The organism is Cupriavidus sp. C2SS-8b (assembly GCF_057073745.1).
Map to the genome: position 1 here is coordinate 2,645,843 of NZ_CP172716.1, position 16,013 is coordinate 2,661,855.

Genomic DNA, 16,013 nt, shown 5'->3' on the forward strand with positions numbered 1-16,013 from the left:
GCCCCGGCGAAACTTCCCAAGCCCTACCGACGTACATGCATTCTTGGCGATGCGTACGGCGATTGGTATCGATCCAATGGCGGAACGGGCCGCAGGCTGTCAGCCAAGAAGCGATCAAGAAATGAAACGCAGGAACGAGAACGCAGGAGGCAGTGAGGGCTGGCGTGCGCCCCGCGACCAGACAAGGTCGGCGTAGCCGGCTCAATAGTGCCAGTGGATGCACTTAAGCAAACGCCTTGCCGTATTGAGGTACCCCTGCTGCCCCGGGCAAGTCCGCAGCATGTTGCAGACTTGATTCATACCTCTGGCGAAGGGCGCGGCCGCGTCGAGTCAAACCGCACGCGCGCCAACATGACCTCCCCCAAATAAAAACCCCCGCAAGCCTTCGCTTGCGGGGGTTTTTTCAGACAGCCTGCCGCCCCTCCCGGGCCGGCAGTCAGTCGGCCTGATTTACATCATGCCTTCCATGCCGCCCATGCCGCCCATACCACCCGGCATTGCCGGAGCCGATTCTTCCTTCGGCGATTCGGCAACGGCGCAGTCGGTGGTCAGCATCAGCGAAGCCACCGAAGCGGCGTTCTGCAGTGCGGTGCGGGTGACCTTGGTCGGGTCCAGCACGCCCATTTCCACCAGGTCGCCGTACTCGCCCGAAGCCGCGTTGTAGCCGTAGTTGCCCTTGCCTTCGATAACCTTGGCAACAACAACCGAAGCTTCTTCGCCAGCGTTCAGCACGATCTGGCGCAGCGGCTCTTCCATGGCGCGCAGCACGATTTTGATACCGGCGTTCTGGTCCGGGTTTTCACCGGTCAGTGCCGAGATCGCAGCGCGGGCACGCAGCAGGGCCACACCGCCGCCGGGGACGATGCCTTCTTCCACCGCAGCGCGGGTGGCGTGCAGGGCGTCTTCCACGCGGGCCTTCTTTTCCTTCATTTCGACTTCGGTGGCAGCGCCAACCTTGATCACGGCAACACCGCCGGCCAGCTTGGCCACGCGCTCTTGCAGCTTCTCACGGTCGTAGTCCGAGGTCGCTTCTTCGATCTGGGCGCGGATCTGCTTCACGCGGCCTTCGATCGCACCAGCATCGCCGGCGCCGTCGATGATGATGGTGTTTTCCTTGCCGATCTCGATGCGCTTGGCTTGGCCCAGGTCGTTCAGGGTCGCCTTTTCCAGCGTCAGGCCGATTTCTTCGGCGATGACGGTGCCGCCGGTCAGGATGGCGATGTCTTCCAGCATGGCTTTGCGGCGGTCGCCGAAGCCCGGAGCCTTGACGGCGGCGGTCTTCAGGATGCCACGGATGTTGTTGACCACCAGGGTCGCCAGGGCTTCGCCTTCGACGTCTTCAGCGATGATCAGCAGCGGGCGGCCAGCCTTGGCCACTTGCTCCAGCACCGGCAGCAGGTCGCGGATGTTCGACACCTTCTTGTCGAACAGCAGCACGAACGGGCTGTCCAGCTGGACAACCTGCTTTTCCGGGTTGTTGATGAAGTACGGCGACAGGTAGCCGCGGTCGAACTGCATGCCTTCCACGACTTCCAGCTCGTCGGCCAGCGACTTGCCGTCTTCGACGGTGATCACGCCTTCCTTGCCGACCTTGTCCATGGCTTCGGCAATGCGCTCACCGATCGAGGTGTCGCTGTTGGCCGAGATCGCGCCAACCTGGGCGATTTCCTTGCTGGTGGTGGTCGGCTTGCTGACCTTCTTCAGCTCTTCCACGGCGGCGGCGACAGCCTTGTCGATGCCGCGCTTCAGGTCCATCGGGTTCATGCCGGCGGCGACGAACTTCATGCCTTCGCGCACGATCGACTGGGCCAGAACGGTTGCGGTGGTGGTACCGTCACCGGCGTTGTCGCTGGTCTTGGAAGCCACTTCCTTGACCATCTGGGCGCCCATGTTCTGCAGCTTGTCCTTCAGCTCGATTTCCTTGGCCACGGACACGCCGTCCTTGGTCACGGTCGGGCCGCCGAAGCTGCGCTCCAGCACCACGTTGCGGCCCTTCGGACCCAGCGTAACCTTCACTGCGTTGGCGAGGATGTTCACGCCTTCGACCATCTTGGCACGGGCGGCGTCGCCAAATACTACGTCTTTTGCTGCCATGTTCTGATTCTCCTAATTCGGTACGGTGCTAGTCGTCAACAAGTAACGGATTACTTGTTCACCACGGCCATGATGTCTTCTTCGCGCATGACCAGCAGTTCCTGGCCATCGACCTTCACGCCCTGGCCGGCATACTTGCCGAACAGCACACGGTCACCCACCTTGACGTCGAGGGCAATGTTGTTGCCCTTGTCATCCTTCTTGCCCGGGCCGATGGCCAGCACTTCGCCTTGATCCGGCTTCTCGGCGGCGTTGTCGGGAATCACGATACCGGACGCGGTCTTGGTTTCGTTGTCCAGACGCTTCACGATCACACGGTCGTGCAAAGGACGCAGATTCATACGGGACTCCTAGATACAAAAGTGAGTTTTGATTCACAAGCAAGCCGCGATCAGGTTCGGCGGCCGCGGAATTTCGGGTACCGCAGGAGGCTGTTAGCACTCACCCCCAGCGAGTGCTAATTATAGGGACGGGGTATGGCCATTTCAAGACAGGGAGTTGATGCGGGTTTTCCCTTGGTCGGCGTGGGACGGGCTTTTGCGGGCTTCGCGCCGGCTTAAACAGTCCGCGGACCAGCGATCATGAGCGTCTAATAAGGCGCCCAACAAGATCTCACGCACCACCAACATCCCCAAGGCAATCGGTTCGCCGGGACAAAAAGTGACGCACCTGCATATCGGGGCCTCCAAGGCACATCCCTGTCAGACATCGTCCCCCAACCCATTCGGCGCAACCCCGACATCCCCATTCCCGGCGGCCCGATAAATTGGTCCCTGCGCTCGAACGCTGCTGGACACAGGTGCCGCAACCGCCCCCGTGGCTCAGCATGCCGGTCGCATCCGACAACAACCCTGATGAGGTTCCCAATGGATCAACAAAAGCCCGTCCGTCCGACCCATGTGGCCGGCGCGCTCGTCGCGGTCCTGGCCGGTCTGAGTTGTGCCGCCGCCTTTGCCCAGACTCCCGCCACCCAGACTCCCGCTACCCAACCTGCGCCAGCCGGTGCGCAAGGCGTACCCCCTGGCATGACGCAGATCGAACCACCGAAGGACCCGCTGGTGGAGCGCCGCGAGGCGCGTAAGAAGGCGGCCGATGAATACAAGGCCACCAAGAAAACTGCCAAGGGCGAGTACAAGCAGGACGTCAACGCCGCCAAGCAGGAACGCAAGGCCGAGAACCAGGCCGCGGATGCCGCCGCGCGCCAGGAACTTACCGCGCCGAAGCAATAGCAAAGCACATCCGCTTCGCCGGCAGTGGACTGGCAAGCCACTGCCGGCGCTGCCGTCGCCGGCCGCCTCACGGCCGGCTTGCACCGGGCCGTTTCCGCACTAGACTCCAGTAGCACGCGCCGCCGGCACTCGCGCAGCGGCTGCGCTCGACATGCCCGCTCTCCGCTTGCCCTCCAAGCTGGCCGGCCTCTTCCTGCAAGGCCTGGTGGGCGCAGCGTGCTGCTTCGGCCCGCTTGCCGCCGCACAGCAAAAGTCCGCACCAGCCTCCGCGCCGATTGCGGCGCCCGCCACAAAATCCGACGCCGCCGCCGTACGCGGACTCAGCCTGGCCAACAAACCGTGGAAAGGCGATTTCGATGCCATGGTCGAGCGCCGGGTCATCCGCGTGCTGGTGCCCTATAGCCGCACGCTGTACTTCAGCGACAAGGGCCACGAATCCGGCCTGACGGCCGGACTGGTGCGGGACTTCGAGCGCTACCTGAACAAGACCTACGCCAGCCGCCTCGGCAAGCGCCCACTGACGGTCATCATCATCCCGACCACGCGCGACCGGCTGCTGCCCGACCTGGCCGCCGGCCTGGGCGACATTGCCGCCGGCAACCTGACCGAGACCGAATCCCGGCTCAGGCTGGTCGACTTCATCGCGCCGCGCGACCGCAAGGCGGTGCGCGAACTGGTCGTCACCGGACCCAAGGCACCCGCGCTGTCGAGCCTGGTCGACCTGTCCGGCAAGACCGTGCATGTGCGGCGCACCAGCAGCTACTACGACAGCCTGACGGCCCTGAACGACAGCCTGCGCCAGACCGGCAAGGCTCCCGTGAAACTGGTGCTGCTGCCCGACGCGCTCGAAGACGAAGATGCCATGGAGATGGTCAATGCCGGGCTGCTGCAGATCATCGTGGTGGACGACTGGAAAGCCGCAATGTGGGCGCAGATCCTGCCCAACATCAAGGTGCGCACGGACCTCGTGCTCCGCGCCGAGGGCTATATCGGCTGGGCCTTCCGCAAGAACAGCCCGCAACTGCGTGCGGCGATCGATGATTTCTATGCCAACCACCTGAAGAAGCACGGGGTCGCGGAATACCGGCTCAAGCAGCTGATGAAGAGCATCAAGCAGATCCGCAACAACACCAATGACGCGGAATACAAGCGCTTCGAGCAGACCATTGCCTTCTTCGACAAGTACGGCAAGGACTACAGCTTCGACCCGCTGATGCTGGCCGCGCAGGGGTTCCAGGAATCGCAGCTGAACCAGAAGGCCCGCAGCCATGTGGGCGCCATCGGCGTCATGCAGGTCATGCCCGCCACCGGCAAGGAACTCAACGTGGGCGATATCAAGCAGACCGAGTCCAACATCCACGCGGGCACCAAGTACCTGGACAAGCTGATGACCCGGTATTTCCCCGATGCGCATTTCTCCGACGCGAACCGACCGCTCTTTGCCTTCGCCAGCTACAACGCCGGCCCCGGCAATATCGCGAAGATGCGCAAGGAGGCCGCGGCGCGCGGCCTGGACCCGGACAAGTGGTTCAACAATGTGGAGATCGTGGTGGCCGAGAAGATCGGCATCGAGACCACGACCTATGTGCGGAATATCTTCAAGTACTATGCTGCCTACCGGCTGATGCAGGACATGCAGGCCACGCGGGACCGCGCGCTGAAGGAAGTCAGCAGATAGGCCCTGCCGCGGATCGCGGACGGCGCCGTGCCGGGCCGTACCGCTGCAACGCGTTCAGTCGGCCAGCCCGCTGGCGTCGATATAGCCCAGCGCTTCCGTCACTGCCAGCCGCGCCTTGAGCACGTAGCAGACGCGGCGCTCGCGAATGGCCAGCGTGACCACGTTGGCCTGCAGCATTTCCTCGAACAGGTGGCCGGCGCGCTTGATGGGCAGCCCGGCCAGTTGCGCCAGGTCTGCCGCGGGCATCCCTTCTTCGCCGGCCTGCAGCAGCGCCCGGCAGATCTTCACGCGCGCGGGGTCGGTCATCAGCGCCATTGTGAGCGCGCTTTCCTGGGTCTCCATGGACACACCTCGGGTCGTCATCGGGCAGGCGCCGCCGCCCTCGTTTTTTCCACGTTCTACGCGGGCCGGGCGGCAAAGGCAATAGGGCCGCGCCCCGGCTGCACGATTTACAACACGCAGCGGCGCGGCCCGCAGACGGGTGATGCGCCACCGGCGCCGCTGGTGTTGGCCGGCACAGTGGCTGGCCACGCGATGAGCGCCGGAGGGGCATGCCCCTCTGGCGCCGGGCTGCCGCTCAGGCCAGCACGAACGGCAACTGGCGCTGCCGCTTGCCCGTCAGCACGAACAGCGCGTTGGCGACCGCCGGGGCAATCGGCGGCACACCCGGTTCGCCCAGACCCGTGGGTGGATCCTGCGACGGCACGAAGAACACGTCGACCACGGGCGCGTCGATGATGCGCGGCGGCGGGTAGTCGGGGAAGTTGCTGTTCTTCACCACGCCGTTCTCCATCTCGATGGCAAACCCGGGCCGCGTCATTGCCAGCCCGAAGAGGCAGGCGCCCTGGATCTGCGCCTCGGCCGACAGCGGGTTGACCACGCGGTTGGCATGCACGCCGGCGGTCACGCGGTGCACGCGCGGCTGGCCCTTGACCAGCGAGACCTCGGCCACATGGGCCACCACCGAGTTGAACGACTCATGCACCGCGACGCCCCAGGCATGCCCCTTGGGCAGCTTGCGCTTGCCGTAGCCGGACTTCTCCACCGCCAGCTGCAGCGCGGCGCGATGGCGCGCGTGCTTGCGCTCGTCGAGCCGCGCCAGGCGGTAGGCCACCGGGTCCTGCTTCGCCGCCGCGGCCATTTCGTCGACCAGCGTTTCCTTGACGTAGGCGGTGTGCGTATTGCCGACCGAGCGCCACCACAGCACCGGCACGTCGACCTGCGGGTGATGCACCGCAAGTTGGAACGGCAGGTTGTAGTCGTTCTCCTGCAGGCCCTCGGTCATGGTCGCGTCCACGCCGTTCTTGACCATGAACGGCTCGAACGGCGTGCCCTTCAGGATCGACTGGCCGACGATGGTGTGCTGCCAGCCCACCACCTTGCCCTGCGCATCCAGGCCGATGCGCGCACGGTGCACATGGAGCGGGCGGTAGTAGCCGCCGCGGATATCGTCCTCGCGGCTCCAGATCACCTTGACCGGTTCGGTGTGGCCGTTGGCGACCCAGGCACGCACCACATTGGCGGCTTCCACCAGGTAGTCCGACGTGGGCACCGCGCGGCGGCCAAAGCCGCCGCCCGCCATCATGGTGTTGAGCGCGACCTTGTCCGGAGCCAGTTCGAACACGCGCGCCACGGCAGCCTGGTCGACGGTCTGGAACTGCGACCCGACCCACACCTTGACGGACCGCACCTTGCTGCCGACCACCTCGGGCTGCAGCGTGCAGTTCAGCGGCTCCATCGGCGCATGGGCGAGATACGGGAACCGGTATTCGGCATCGATCTTGCGCGGCGCGCCGTTCACGGCCGCGGCAATGTCGCCCTCGCCCGCGCGCGCCACAGTGCCGGGCTGCGTGGCGAGCTTCGCGTACTCCTCGAACAGCGCCTGCGACGACACCTTCGAGCCGGTGTCCTCCCACTCGATCTGCAGCGCATCACGCGCCTGCTTGGCGGGCCAGTAGCCATCGGCCACCACGGCCACGCCGGTGCCGCCGCGATCGACGGGCACCAGCATCACGTCGCTTACGCCCTTGATCGCGCGGGCCTTGTCGGCATTGAACGACTTGACCTTGCCACCAAAGCGCGGCGGCCGCGCCACCACGGCCACCATCATGTCCTTCACCTTGGTATCGATGCCGAACGCGGGCTGGCCTTCCAGCTTGCCGCGCGCATCGAGCCGCGGCGTGGGCTTGCCCACCAGCCGGAACTGCGACGGGTCCTTCAGGCGCACCTGCTGCGGCACCGGCAGCTTCATCGCCACCGGCGCCAGTTCGCCAAACGTGGCACGCCGGCTGCCCGAGGTCACCACGCCCTGATCGACCTTGCAGCTCGCGGGATCGACTTGCCATTGCTGCGCCGCCGCGGCGACCAGCATGGCGCGGGCGCGCGCACCGAGTTCGCGGTACTGCTGGAACGAATGATTGATGGCGGTGGAGCCGCCGGTCATCTGCATGCCGAAGCCGGGGTCCTTGTACGAATCGCCGGCGGGAGCCAGCGCGGCGCGCACGTTGCGCCAGTCCACGTCCAGTTCCTCGGCCAGCGCCATGGGCAGCGCGGTATGCACGCCCTGCCCGAATTCCAGCCGGTTCACGGCGATCGTCACCGTGTTGTCCGGCGCGATCACCAGGAATGCCTGCGGCGCCGAGGGCGGGGCCTTCGGTGCGCCCTCTTCCTGCGCCTGCGCCACGGGCACCATGCCCAGCGCCAGGCCGCCGCCGGCCAGGCCGGTCAGCTTGAGGAAACTGCGGCGGTCGAGCGTCGCCACGCCGGCATCGCCGATGCTGCCGAGTTTGCCACCGTGCGGCTTTGCACCGGCCAGGGCTTCGAGTCCACGAATACGCATGTCAGTCGCTCCACTCAGGCCAGCGCGCGGGCCGCGTCCTTGATCGCGGCCCGGATGCGCTGGTAAGTGCCGCAGCGGCACAGGTTGCCGGCCATGGCCTGGTCGATGTCGGCATCGGTGGGCCGGGGCTTGGTGCGCAGCAGCCCCACCGCGCTCATTACCTGCCCGTTCTGGCAATAGCCGCACTGGGCCACGTCATGCTTGATCCACGCGTCGAGCACCGCGCGCCCGACCTTGTCGGCCTTCACGCCCTCGATGGTGGTGATGCGCGCACCGGCCGCCGCCGAAATCGGCGTCACGCAGCTGCGCGTGGCCGTGCCATTGATATGGACCGTGCAGGCGCCGCATGCGGCCATGCCGCAGCCGAACTTGGTCCCCGTCAGGTCGAGGTTGTCACGCAAGGCCCACAGCAGCGGCGTGGACGGATCCACGTCGACTTCCTGCGCCTTGCCGTTGATATTGAGGGTGGTCATGCGGGGACACTCCTTGGGTACGTTGCCCGTCATTCTTGTTCACACGCCGCGGCCACGGCCATTGACCGGCCGCCGCGGACAAATGAGGATAGTGCAATTTCAGTCACCCTGCCGGCAGCAGCGCGCCGCGCCCGCGTTATGCACGAACTTTGTGCAAGCTGGCGCGGTCAGTCAGAAGATCAGCGCTCCTCCACGGCCACCGCAGCAACAGTGACACCGACTATTCCAGAATCCCGCGAACGCGCCATCGCGACACTCGACAGCATCCAGGCCCTGCGCGGGCTGGCTGCCGCGTATGTCGTGCTGTACCACTCCGGCCTGACGCTGGGCACGGCGCAGACGCCCGTGCTCGCGTGGATCACCGCCAACGTGATCAAGCGCGGCCATGTCGGCGTGGATGTGTTTTTCGTCATCAGCGGCTTCATCATCGCGTGGGTTGCGGTGCTGGCCAGGCCGCGGCCCGAAACGCCGCTGAGCTTCGTGATCCGGCGCTGCTGCCGGCTGGCACCGCCGTACTGGACCATGTCGGCGATCCATGCGCTGCTGCTGAACCCGGTTACGCCAGCGGTGTTCGCGGCGTCGCTCGCGTTCGTGCCGACCAGCACGGATCACGCGCCGTACTACGGCTATCCCGCGTTGTACGTGGGCTGGTCGCTCAACTACGAGATGGCGTTCTACGGCGCCTTTGCGCTCGGGCTGTGGCTCGCGGGCCGGCGCGCGCTGTGGGTGGTGCTGGCGCTGTTCGCCGTGTTCACGCTGGTGCTGCCGTGGTGGCGCTTTGGCGCGCCGGTCGTGGACCCCGCGCAGGGCTATCCGTTCGCGTCGCCGTGGATGGCGATGGCGAGCAATCCGCTGGTGCTGGAGTTCCTGCTCGGCTGCCTGCTGGCGTGGGCCTATGCGCGCTGGCGCCACGTGCTGACGCGCGGCGCGGCGTGGGCGATGCTGGCCCTCGGCACCGGCTGGTTCCTGGCATCGCTGCCGCTGGTCGGTCCCGATTTCAGCCTGGCGGGGCGCGGCCTGCCCGCCGCCGCGTTGCTGGCGGGCGCGGTCGCGGCCGAGCACACCGGCCTGCTGCGCGTGCCGCGTGCGCTGGTATGGCTGGGCGAGTTGTCGTACGCCCTCTACCTGGTCCACCCGACGGTGATCGAAGGCGTCAAGCGGCTGATGCCCGAACTGGCGCCGGACCAGACCGTCCTGCAACTGACGCGATTCGCCATCGATGCCGCGCTGGCCCTGTTGCTGGCCATGCTGCTGCACCGCTGGGTCGAACTGCCCGGCATCGCGGCCGGCCGGCGCCTGGCGCGACGGCCAGGCTGACGGCTCAGCTGCGCAGGCTGGCCAGGTACAGGTAGAGCGCGGTCAGGTCGGTGTCGTTCATGCGGCCGAAGGAATCGAACGGCATCACGCTGCTGATGGCCGATCCGTCGGGCCGCTTGCCGCTGCGCATCATGGCAACGAAAGTGGCGGCACGGTCGTAGCGCGCCATGGCGCCGCCGGACACCGGCCGCAGGTCCGCCGCGGGCGGCCAGTCGGGCGGCGCCCCCGGAATCTTGCCACCGCGCAGGTCCGGGCGGTGGCATCCCTGGCAGGCATTGGCCACGTAACCGCCGTACTGCGCCGTCACCGATGGCGCGATGGCCGGCGAAGGCGGCAGCTTGTGGTCGATCTTGGAAGCCGCGTCACGGATCAGGCCCGCGCCATACATGGCGCGCACGAACCACGGCATGCGAATGTCGGCGGGCGCGCCGAGGCCTGGAGGCAGGCTGCGCAGGTACGCCACCAGCGCGGCCAGGTCATCGTCGCTGAGCCGGTTGTAGTCTTCGCTCGGCATGACCAGCAGCGGCCGGCCCGATGGCCCGATGCCGTGGCGGATGGCGCGGACCCAGTCGATCGGCTGGTAGTGGGCGATCTCGGCATTGCCGCGCGTCAGGTCGGGCGCGCGCACCTGCAGGCCGGCCGGGTCATCGAACACCTGGCGCCCGCCCGCGGCCGCGCCGTGGCATGCCATGCAGCCGCGCGATTCGAACAGGTACTTGCCCAGCGCAATGCCGGCCGCGTCGTCGCGATAGGCAACCGGCGCGACCTTGACATCGATCGTGCGCCCGGCCTTCTGGTCGCCGATCAGCATGGCGCCATAGACCACCGCGGCCGCGGTCACGACCGCACCGGCCAGCGACCAGGCCGCCACACGCAGATAACGCGCCATGCTGCTTCCTCCGTGCGGAGATCGCGCCGCCCATGCGGCGCCGGCGTTTCAGATTGCGGGGGCGGCATCGCCGTGTCTGTGGGGAAAGACACACTTGCCCGGGGCCGCGCGCGACCCGCAGCGCCATACCAAAAAAATGCCGCCAGCACCAGTGGCAACAGGCACGGGACCTGCCTGCTGTCTCCGGCCTGCCGGCGTACCCGAACCGATAAAGTGGCGCTACGCTGGGGCACGGTCCGCCCTGGCGACGTTGAACCTACGTTCCTGCCCGCAAGAATCGTCCATGACGTCCGACACGGTCGATACGGCCGCTCCTTCCATTGGCGCCCCGCTGCGCCGCTGGCTGCCCATGCTGATCTGCGGCATGGGCTATTTCGCCCTTGCCGCGCTGGGCATCTGGCTGGCGCGCCTGCCTGGCAGCGTGGCCACGCTGTGGCTGCCCAACGCCTTCTGCCTGGGCCTGCTGCTGTTCCGTCCGCGCGCCGAGGCGCCGTGGCTGCTTGCGAGCATGGCCGGCGCCAACCTGGCCGCCAACTTCCTGTTCCTGGACAGTGCCGACGCCGCCGCGCTGCTGGCCGGCGCGAATCTGCTCGAAGTCGCCTGGTCCGCATGGCTGCTGCGTTTTGTCTCCGCGCATGCCGGCGCACAGCGCCTGGGTCCGCTCGGCAATTTTGCGGTCACGCTCGGCGTGGCCTGCGTGCTGGGACCGGCGCTGGGCGCCACGGCCGGCGCGGCGGCGCTGACCTGGGTGGCCGGCACGCGCTTTGCCAGCATCTGGTGGAGCTGGTGGCAGGCGGGCGCGCTGGGCATGGTGGTCCTGCTGCCGCTGGCGCTGACCGTCAACGCGGCGCGCGAGCGCGCGACGTTCGCGCGCCCGATGCTGCTGCCGCAGGCCGGCCTGCTCGCGCTGTGCCTGGCCATCGGCGTATTCGGACTGTGGCAGGGCCATGATCCCTTCGTCGCCATGTCGCTGCCGCTGGTGCTCGCCGCCATGTTCGCCAACCCGTTCGGCACGGCGCTGCTGACGCTGCTGGCCACGCTGACCATGGAACTGGCCGCGGTGGCGGCGCAGGTGCAGCAGTCGGTGCCGCTGTCGGCGGCGCTGGTCATGGTGTTCCCGATCTGCATCGCCTACCTGGCCGAGCAGAACCGCCACGGCCGCGCCAGCCTGCACAGCAGCGACCAGCGCTTCCGCCTGGCCATGGAGCACTCGGCCATCGGCATGGCGCTGACCGGGCTGGACGGCCGCTGGCAGACCGTCAACCGCGCGCTGACGGACCTGCTCGGCTACAGCCCCGCGGCGCTGCACCAGCAACGCTTCCAGGACATCACGCATCCCGACGACCTCGATGCCGACCTGCGCCAGGTGCAACGGCTGCTGGCCGGAGAGATCGAGTCGTACCGCATGGAAAAACGCTTCCTGCACCAGGACGGCGTTTATCGCTGGGCCCTGCTGGCGGTGTCGCTGGTGCGCGACCAGCAAAGCGGCAGCCCGCTGCATTTCATCGCGCAGATCGAGGATATCCACTCGCGCAAGCTCGCGCAGGAGCAGTTCGAACAGCTCTCGCGCCGAACCCAGCTCGCGGTGGAAGCCGGCGGCGTAGGCATCTGGGAATGGGATTTCACCAGTTCCGGCATCACCTGGGATGCGCGCATGCACGCGCTGCACGGCACCGACGCCGCGCGCGGCGCGCCGGTGATCGCGCAATGGATTGCCATGCTCCACCCCGATGACGTGGCGCGCGTGAACGGCGAGATGCGCAAGGCCATCCGCGGCGAACAGCCGTTCGACACCGAATACCGCGTGGTGCGGCCCGATGGCGACGTGCGCCACGTGCGCGCCATGGCCAATGTCACGCGCCGCGACGACGGCACCGCGCTGGCGCTGGTGGGCACCAACTGGGACATCACCGAACAGCACCGCCTGACCGAGGCGCTGTTCGAGGAGAAGGAGCGCCTGCACATCACGCTGCAGTCGATCGGCGACGCGGTGATCTGCACCGACGCCGCGGTCCGCGTGACCTTCATGAACCCGATCGCCGAACAGCTCACGGGCTGGACCATGGCCAGCGCCAGCGGCCTGCCGCTGGAGCGCGTGTTCCGCATCGTCGATGAAATCACCGGGTTGCCCATTCCCAGCCCTGTCGAAGCCTGCCTGCAGACGCTCACGCCCGCCTACCTGCAGGAGGGCGCGGTGCTGCAGAGCCTGACCGGCGAGCGCCACGACGTGCAGGACTCCGCCGCCCCGGTGCTCACCGCCTCGGGCAACGTGCTCGGCGCGGTGCTGGTGTTCCAGGACATCACCACGGCGCGGGCGATGCAGCGCGAGCTGGCCCATTCGGCCATGCACGACGCGCTCACCGGCCTGCCCAACCGCACCTGGTTCGAAAAGCGGCTGCGCGAGGCCTGCGACGCCGCGCGCACGCTGGGCCATCATGGCGCGCTGTGCTTTATCGACCTGGACCGCTTCAAGATCGTCAACGACACGGCCGGCCACGGCGCCGGCGACATCCTGCTGCGCGAACTGGGCTACCTGATCCGCAACCATGTGCGCGCCGACGACTTGCTGGCGCGGCTCGGCGGCGACGAGTTCGGGCTTCTGCTCAAGGACTGCACGGTCGACCAGGCCGAGGCCATCGCCCAGGGCGTGATCGACGCCATCCGCAGCCGGCGCTTCCCGTGGGACGGCCGCGTGTACGACGTGGGCGCCAGCATCGGCATTGCCGCCATCGACCAGGACGTGCCGCCGGTGGGCGAGCTGATGAGCCGCGCCGATGTGGCCTGCTACGCCGCCAAGGCGGCCGGGCGCAGCCGCCTGTCGGTCTATCGCCGCGACGAAAGCGATGCGCGGCGCCACCATCGCGAGCTGGAGGTGGCCGCGGGCATCCACTCGGCGCTGGAGGGCAACCGCTTCCGGCTGTTCGCGCAGGAAATCCGCGCACTGCAGAAAAAGCCCGGCGACAGCCGCGAGGAACGCCATATCGAGATCCTGGTCCGCATGGTCGACGAGGATGGCGAGATGATCATGCCCGGCGCCTTCATCCCCGCCGCCGAGCGCTATGACCTGATGGGACACGTCGACCGCTGGGTCATCCGCCACGTGCTGCGCGAATACGGCGCGCGGCTGTGCGCGGTGCCGGGCCTGTCGGTGTCGGTCAACCTGTCGGCCAATTCGCTGGACGAGCCTTTCCTGCTGCCGTTCCTGCATACCGAACTGGAGCAGTCAGCCCTGCCCGCCAGCCGGATCCGCATGGAGATCACGGAAACCGCGCTGATCAACAACATGGCCGCCGCCAACCGTGTGGTGACGGAAATGCGGCGCGCGGGCTGCACGGTGGCGCTCGATGATTTTGGGTCGGGGCTGTCGTCGTTCTCGTACCTCAAGCAGTTCCCGGTGGATTACCTCAAGATCGACGGCAGCTTTATCCGCAATCTGGCCGACAACGTGGTCGACCGCGAGATCGTCAGCTCGATCAACGATATCGGCCACCGGCTCGGCGTGCGGACCGTGGCCGAATGGGTGGAAGACAAGCGCACGCTGAACGTGCTGCGCGCGATCGGCGTGGACTACGCGCAGGGCTATGCCATCGGAAGGCCGGTGCCGCTCGATGCCTATCTGGCTGACTGCGAGAACGTTATCTCGCGGAAAGTGACTGAAGGCTCCTAAGAGCACCTTAAGACAGGCCTGCTGCGCGTCGGTCGCCACGGCCGCCATTCGGAAAACCGAACGGCGCCCGCTGGCCAATATCCGGACGGCCGAACACAGGCACCGGCGTCACATTTTTTCTCCTTTGTTTTCAGTAGCTTAGCGTGCGCACCGGCGCATGCGGCCCTGGCATGCCTTGTGCGAAGTATGGCGCCACCGACAGGGCCAACAGGCAGCCAGGCCGTCCCAGCGACGCGCCGGCGAATGCCAATACCAAGGAGGAGACATATGACGGAACCCGACCATCAACCAGTCCGCGCCGCCCCGGCGCGATTGCGGCGCCTGTTGCCCCGCTGACGTCCCCGGCCGCGCCGGCGCGACGCACCGCCCTTGCCGGCGGCACAGCGTTCCGGCCTCGCCGATCCCGCAATACAGCCGTCCGGCTCCTTCCCCGTCCGCGGGCGAGGCACCGGGCGCACGGCCTGACCCACGATGAAACTGAACCGACTGCCCACCCTGATCTTCATTGCGATGCTGCTTGGCGTGCTGGTCGGCACCGCCGCGCACAATCTGTCGCCGGACGCCGCCACCGCCAAATCGATTGCGGACCACCTGTCCATCCTCACCGACGTGTTCCTGCGGATGATCAAGATGATCATCGGCCCGCTGGTGTTCGCCACGCTCGTGGCCGGCATCGCCAGCATGGGCGACGGCCGCGCCGTCGGCCGCATCGGCATGAAGGCGATGGCCTGGTTTATCGGTGCGTCCATCACCTCGCTGCTGCTGGGCCTGGTGATGGCCAACCTGCTGACCCCGGGCCACGGCATGAACCTGCCGCTGCCCGCCGCCGACGCCGCCTCGACGCTCAAGACCGGCTCGCTGAACCTGCGTGACTTCGTCGCGCACATGTTCCCGAAGAGCTTCGTCGAAGCCATGGCCACCAACGAGATCCTGCAGATCGTGGTGTTCTCGCTGTTCTTCGGCTTTGCGCTGGGCACGGTCAAGGACGGCGTGGGCAAGCCGGTGCTGCAAGGCATCGAGGGCCTGGGCCACGTCATGCTGAAGGTGACCAACTACGTCATGGCGTTCGCGCCGGTGGGCGTGTTCGGTGCCATCTCGGCCGTCATTACCGCGCAGGGCCTGGGCGTGCTGGCGGTCTACGCCAAGCTGCTGGGCAGCATGTACCTGGCGCTGGCGCTGCTGTGGGTGGCGCTGATCGGCGGCGGCTACTTCTTCCTGGGCCGCGACGTGTTCCGCCTGCTCAAGGGCATGCGTACGCCGCTGATGATCGGCTTCGCCACGGCCAGCAGCGAATCGGCCTACCCGAAGGTGATCGACCAGCTGACCCATTTCGGCGTCAAGGAGCGCATCACCAACTTCGTGCTGCCGCTGGGCTACTCGTTCAACCTGGACGGCTCGATCATGTACACCTCGTTCGCCGCGCTGTTCGTGGCGCAGGTGTATGGCATCCAGCTGTCGCTGACCCAGCAGATCACCATGCTGCTGGTGCTGCTGGTCACCAGCAAGGGCATCGCCGGCGTGCCGCGCGCCTCGCTGGTGGTGGTCGCTGCCGTGCTGCCGATGTTCGGGTTGCCGGAAGCGGGCATTTTGCTGGTGCTCGGCATCGACCACGTACTGGACATGGGTCGCACTGTGACCAATGTGCTTGGCAATGCGATTGCCACGGCTGTCGTCGCCAAAAGCGAAGGCGCCATCGGCGCGCCCGTGCCGTCCGACGAGGATGAACCCGTCGCGGACAGCGCCCCTGCCCTGGCACCCGGCCAGGTGATGGCGGGCAAGTAAGCCGTCCTGTTTCCGCAGGACACGCGCCGGAGCCCGGCTGTCGAT

General features: G+C 67.1%; 11 protein-coding genes. 5 read left to right on the forward strand and 6 right to left on the reverse strand.

Features of this window, described 5'->3' with window-relative positions; translation table 11 throughout:
• Window positions 1–450: 450 nt before the first annotated feature.
• Together groL and groES are read right to left on the reverse strand one after the other, a co-directional pair.
• On the reverse strand, window positions 451–2,094 hold the full coding sequence (groL, locus tag ACIGJB_RS12245) for a chaperonin GroEL (protein WP_018312523.1): 1,644 nt from the start codon (window positions 2,092–2,094) through the stop codon (window positions 451–453).
• A gap of 50 nt (window positions 2,095–2,144) precedes the next feature.
• Window positions 2,145–2,435 (reverse strand): co-chaperone GroES, encoded by a 291-nt coding sequence (groES, locus tag ACIGJB_RS12250; RefSeq protein ID WP_008644494.1) that lies wholly within the window; start codon window positions 2,433–2,435, stop codon window positions 2,145–2,147.
• A gap of 525 nt (window positions 2,436–2,960) precedes the next feature.
• On the opposite strand from groES, the gene ACIGJB_RS12255 reads away from it, so the two are divergent.
• Window positions 2,961–3,323, forward strand: a complete 363-nt coding sequence (locus ACIGJB_RS12255) for a hypothetical protein (protein ID WP_483730068.1) — start codon at window positions 2,961–2,963, stop codon at window positions 3,321–3,323.
• A 151-nt stretch (window positions 3,324–3,474) separates the two neighbouring features.
• Window positions 3,475–5,001 (forward strand): MltF family protein, encoded by a 1,527-nt coding sequence (locus ACIGJB_RS12260; protein WP_483730069.1) that lies wholly within the window; start codon window positions 3,475–3,477, stop codon window positions 4,999–5,001.
• A 54-nt stretch (window positions 5,002–5,055) separates the two neighbouring features.
• Here the strand turns inward: ACIGJB_RS12260 and ACIGJB_RS12265 are convergent, their stop codons facing one another.
• The 3 genes from ACIGJB_RS12265 to ACIGJB_RS12275 form a co-directional block, all read right to left on the reverse strand.
• Window positions 5,056–5,343, reverse strand: coding sequence for an ArsR family transcriptional regulator (locus ACIGJB_RS12265; protein WP_483730070.1), 288 nt, complete (start codon window positions 5,341–5,343; stop codon window positions 5,056–5,058).
• 235 nt (window positions 5,344–5,578) lie between these two features.
• Entirely contained in the window at window positions 5,579–7,840 is a 2,262-nt protein-coding gene (locus ACIGJB_RS12270; protein ID WP_483730071.1) for a xanthine dehydrogenase family protein molybdopterin-binding subunit, read from the reverse strand.
• Window positions 7,841–7,854: 14 nt separating this feature from the next.
• A complete protein-coding gene (locus tag ACIGJB_RS12275; protein WP_483710629.1) occupies window positions 7,855–8,313 on the reverse strand; it encodes a (2Fe-2S)-binding protein in 459 nt (152 codons plus the stop codon).
• Between the two features lie 210 nt (window positions 8,314–8,523).
• Between ACIGJB_RS12275 and ACIGJB_RS12280 the strand changes: the two genes are divergently transcribed.
• Entirely contained in the window at window positions 8,524–9,630 is a 1,107-nt protein-coding gene (locus ACIGJB_RS12280; protein ID WP_483730072.1) for an acyltransferase family protein, read from the forward strand.
• A gap of 4 nt (window positions 9,631–9,634) precedes the next feature.
• Here the strand turns inward: ACIGJB_RS12280 and ACIGJB_RS12285 are convergent, their stop codons facing one another.
• The gene (locus tag ACIGJB_RS12285) at window positions 9,635–10,519 is read right to left on the reverse strand and encodes a c-type cytochrome (RefSeq protein WP_483730073.1); all 885 of its coding nucleotides are present in this window, start codon (window positions 10,517–10,519) and stop codon (window positions 9,635–9,637) included.
• Between the two features lie 283 nt (window positions 10,520–10,802).
• Between ACIGJB_RS12285 and ACIGJB_RS12290 the strand changes: the two genes are divergently transcribed.
• Window positions 10,803–14,186, forward strand: a complete 3,384-nt coding sequence (locus tag ACIGJB_RS12290; RefSeq protein ID WP_483730074.1) for a diguanylate cyclase — start codon at window positions 10,803–10,805, stop codon at window positions 14,184–14,186.
• A gap of 471 nt (window positions 14,187–14,657) precedes the next feature.
• Complete coding sequence (locus ACIGJB_RS12295) at window positions 14,658–15,968, forward strand: dicarboxylate/amino acid:cation symporter (RefSeq protein WP_483730075.1); 1,311 nt, start codon at window positions 14,658–14,660, stop codon at window positions 15,966–15,968.
• Window positions 15,969–16,013 lie beyond the last annotated feature (45 nt).

Bases quoted from the DNA above. Each gene is read 5' to 3' on its own strand.
- ACIGJB_RS12255 (WP_483730068.1), top strand. From the start codon at position 2,961: ATGGATCAACAAAAGCCCGTCCGTCCGACCCATGTGGCCGGCGCGCTC.
- ACIGJB_RS12285 (WP_483730073.1), bottom strand. From the start codon at position 10,519: ATGGCGCGTTATCTGCGTGTGGCGGCCTGGTCGCTGGCCGGTGCGGTC.
- ACIGJB_RS12290 (WP_483730074.1), top strand. From the start codon at position 10,803: ATGACGTCCGACACGGTCGATACGGCCGCTCCTTCCATTGGCGCCCCG.
- groL (WP_018312523.1), bottom strand. From the start codon at position 2,094: ATGGCAGCAAAAGACGTAGTATTTGGCGACGCCGCCCGTGCCAAGATG.
- ACIGJB_RS12270 (WP_483730071.1), bottom strand. From the start codon at position 7,840: ATGCGTATTCGTGGACTCGAAGCCCTGGCCGGTGCAAAGCCGCACGGT.
- groES (WP_008644494.1), bottom strand. From the start codon at position 2,435: ATGAATCTGCGTCCTTTGCACGACCGTGTGATCGTGAAGCGTCTGGAC.
- ACIGJB_RS12260 (WP_483730069.1), top strand. From the start codon at position 3,475: ATGCCCGCTCTCCGCTTGCCCTCCAAGCTGGCCGGCCTCTTCCTGCAA.
- ACIGJB_RS12295 (WP_483730075.1), top strand. From the start codon at position 14,658: ATGAAACTGAACCGACTGCCCACCCTGATCTTCATTGCGATGCTGCTT.
- ACIGJB_RS12275 (WP_483710629.1), bottom strand. From the start codon at position 8,313: ATGACCACCCTCAATATCAACGGCAAGGCGCAGGAAGTCGACGTGGAT.
- ACIGJB_RS12265 (WP_483730070.1), bottom strand. From the start codon at position 5,343: ATGGAGACCCAGGAAAGCGCGCTCACAATGGCGCTGATGACCGACCCC.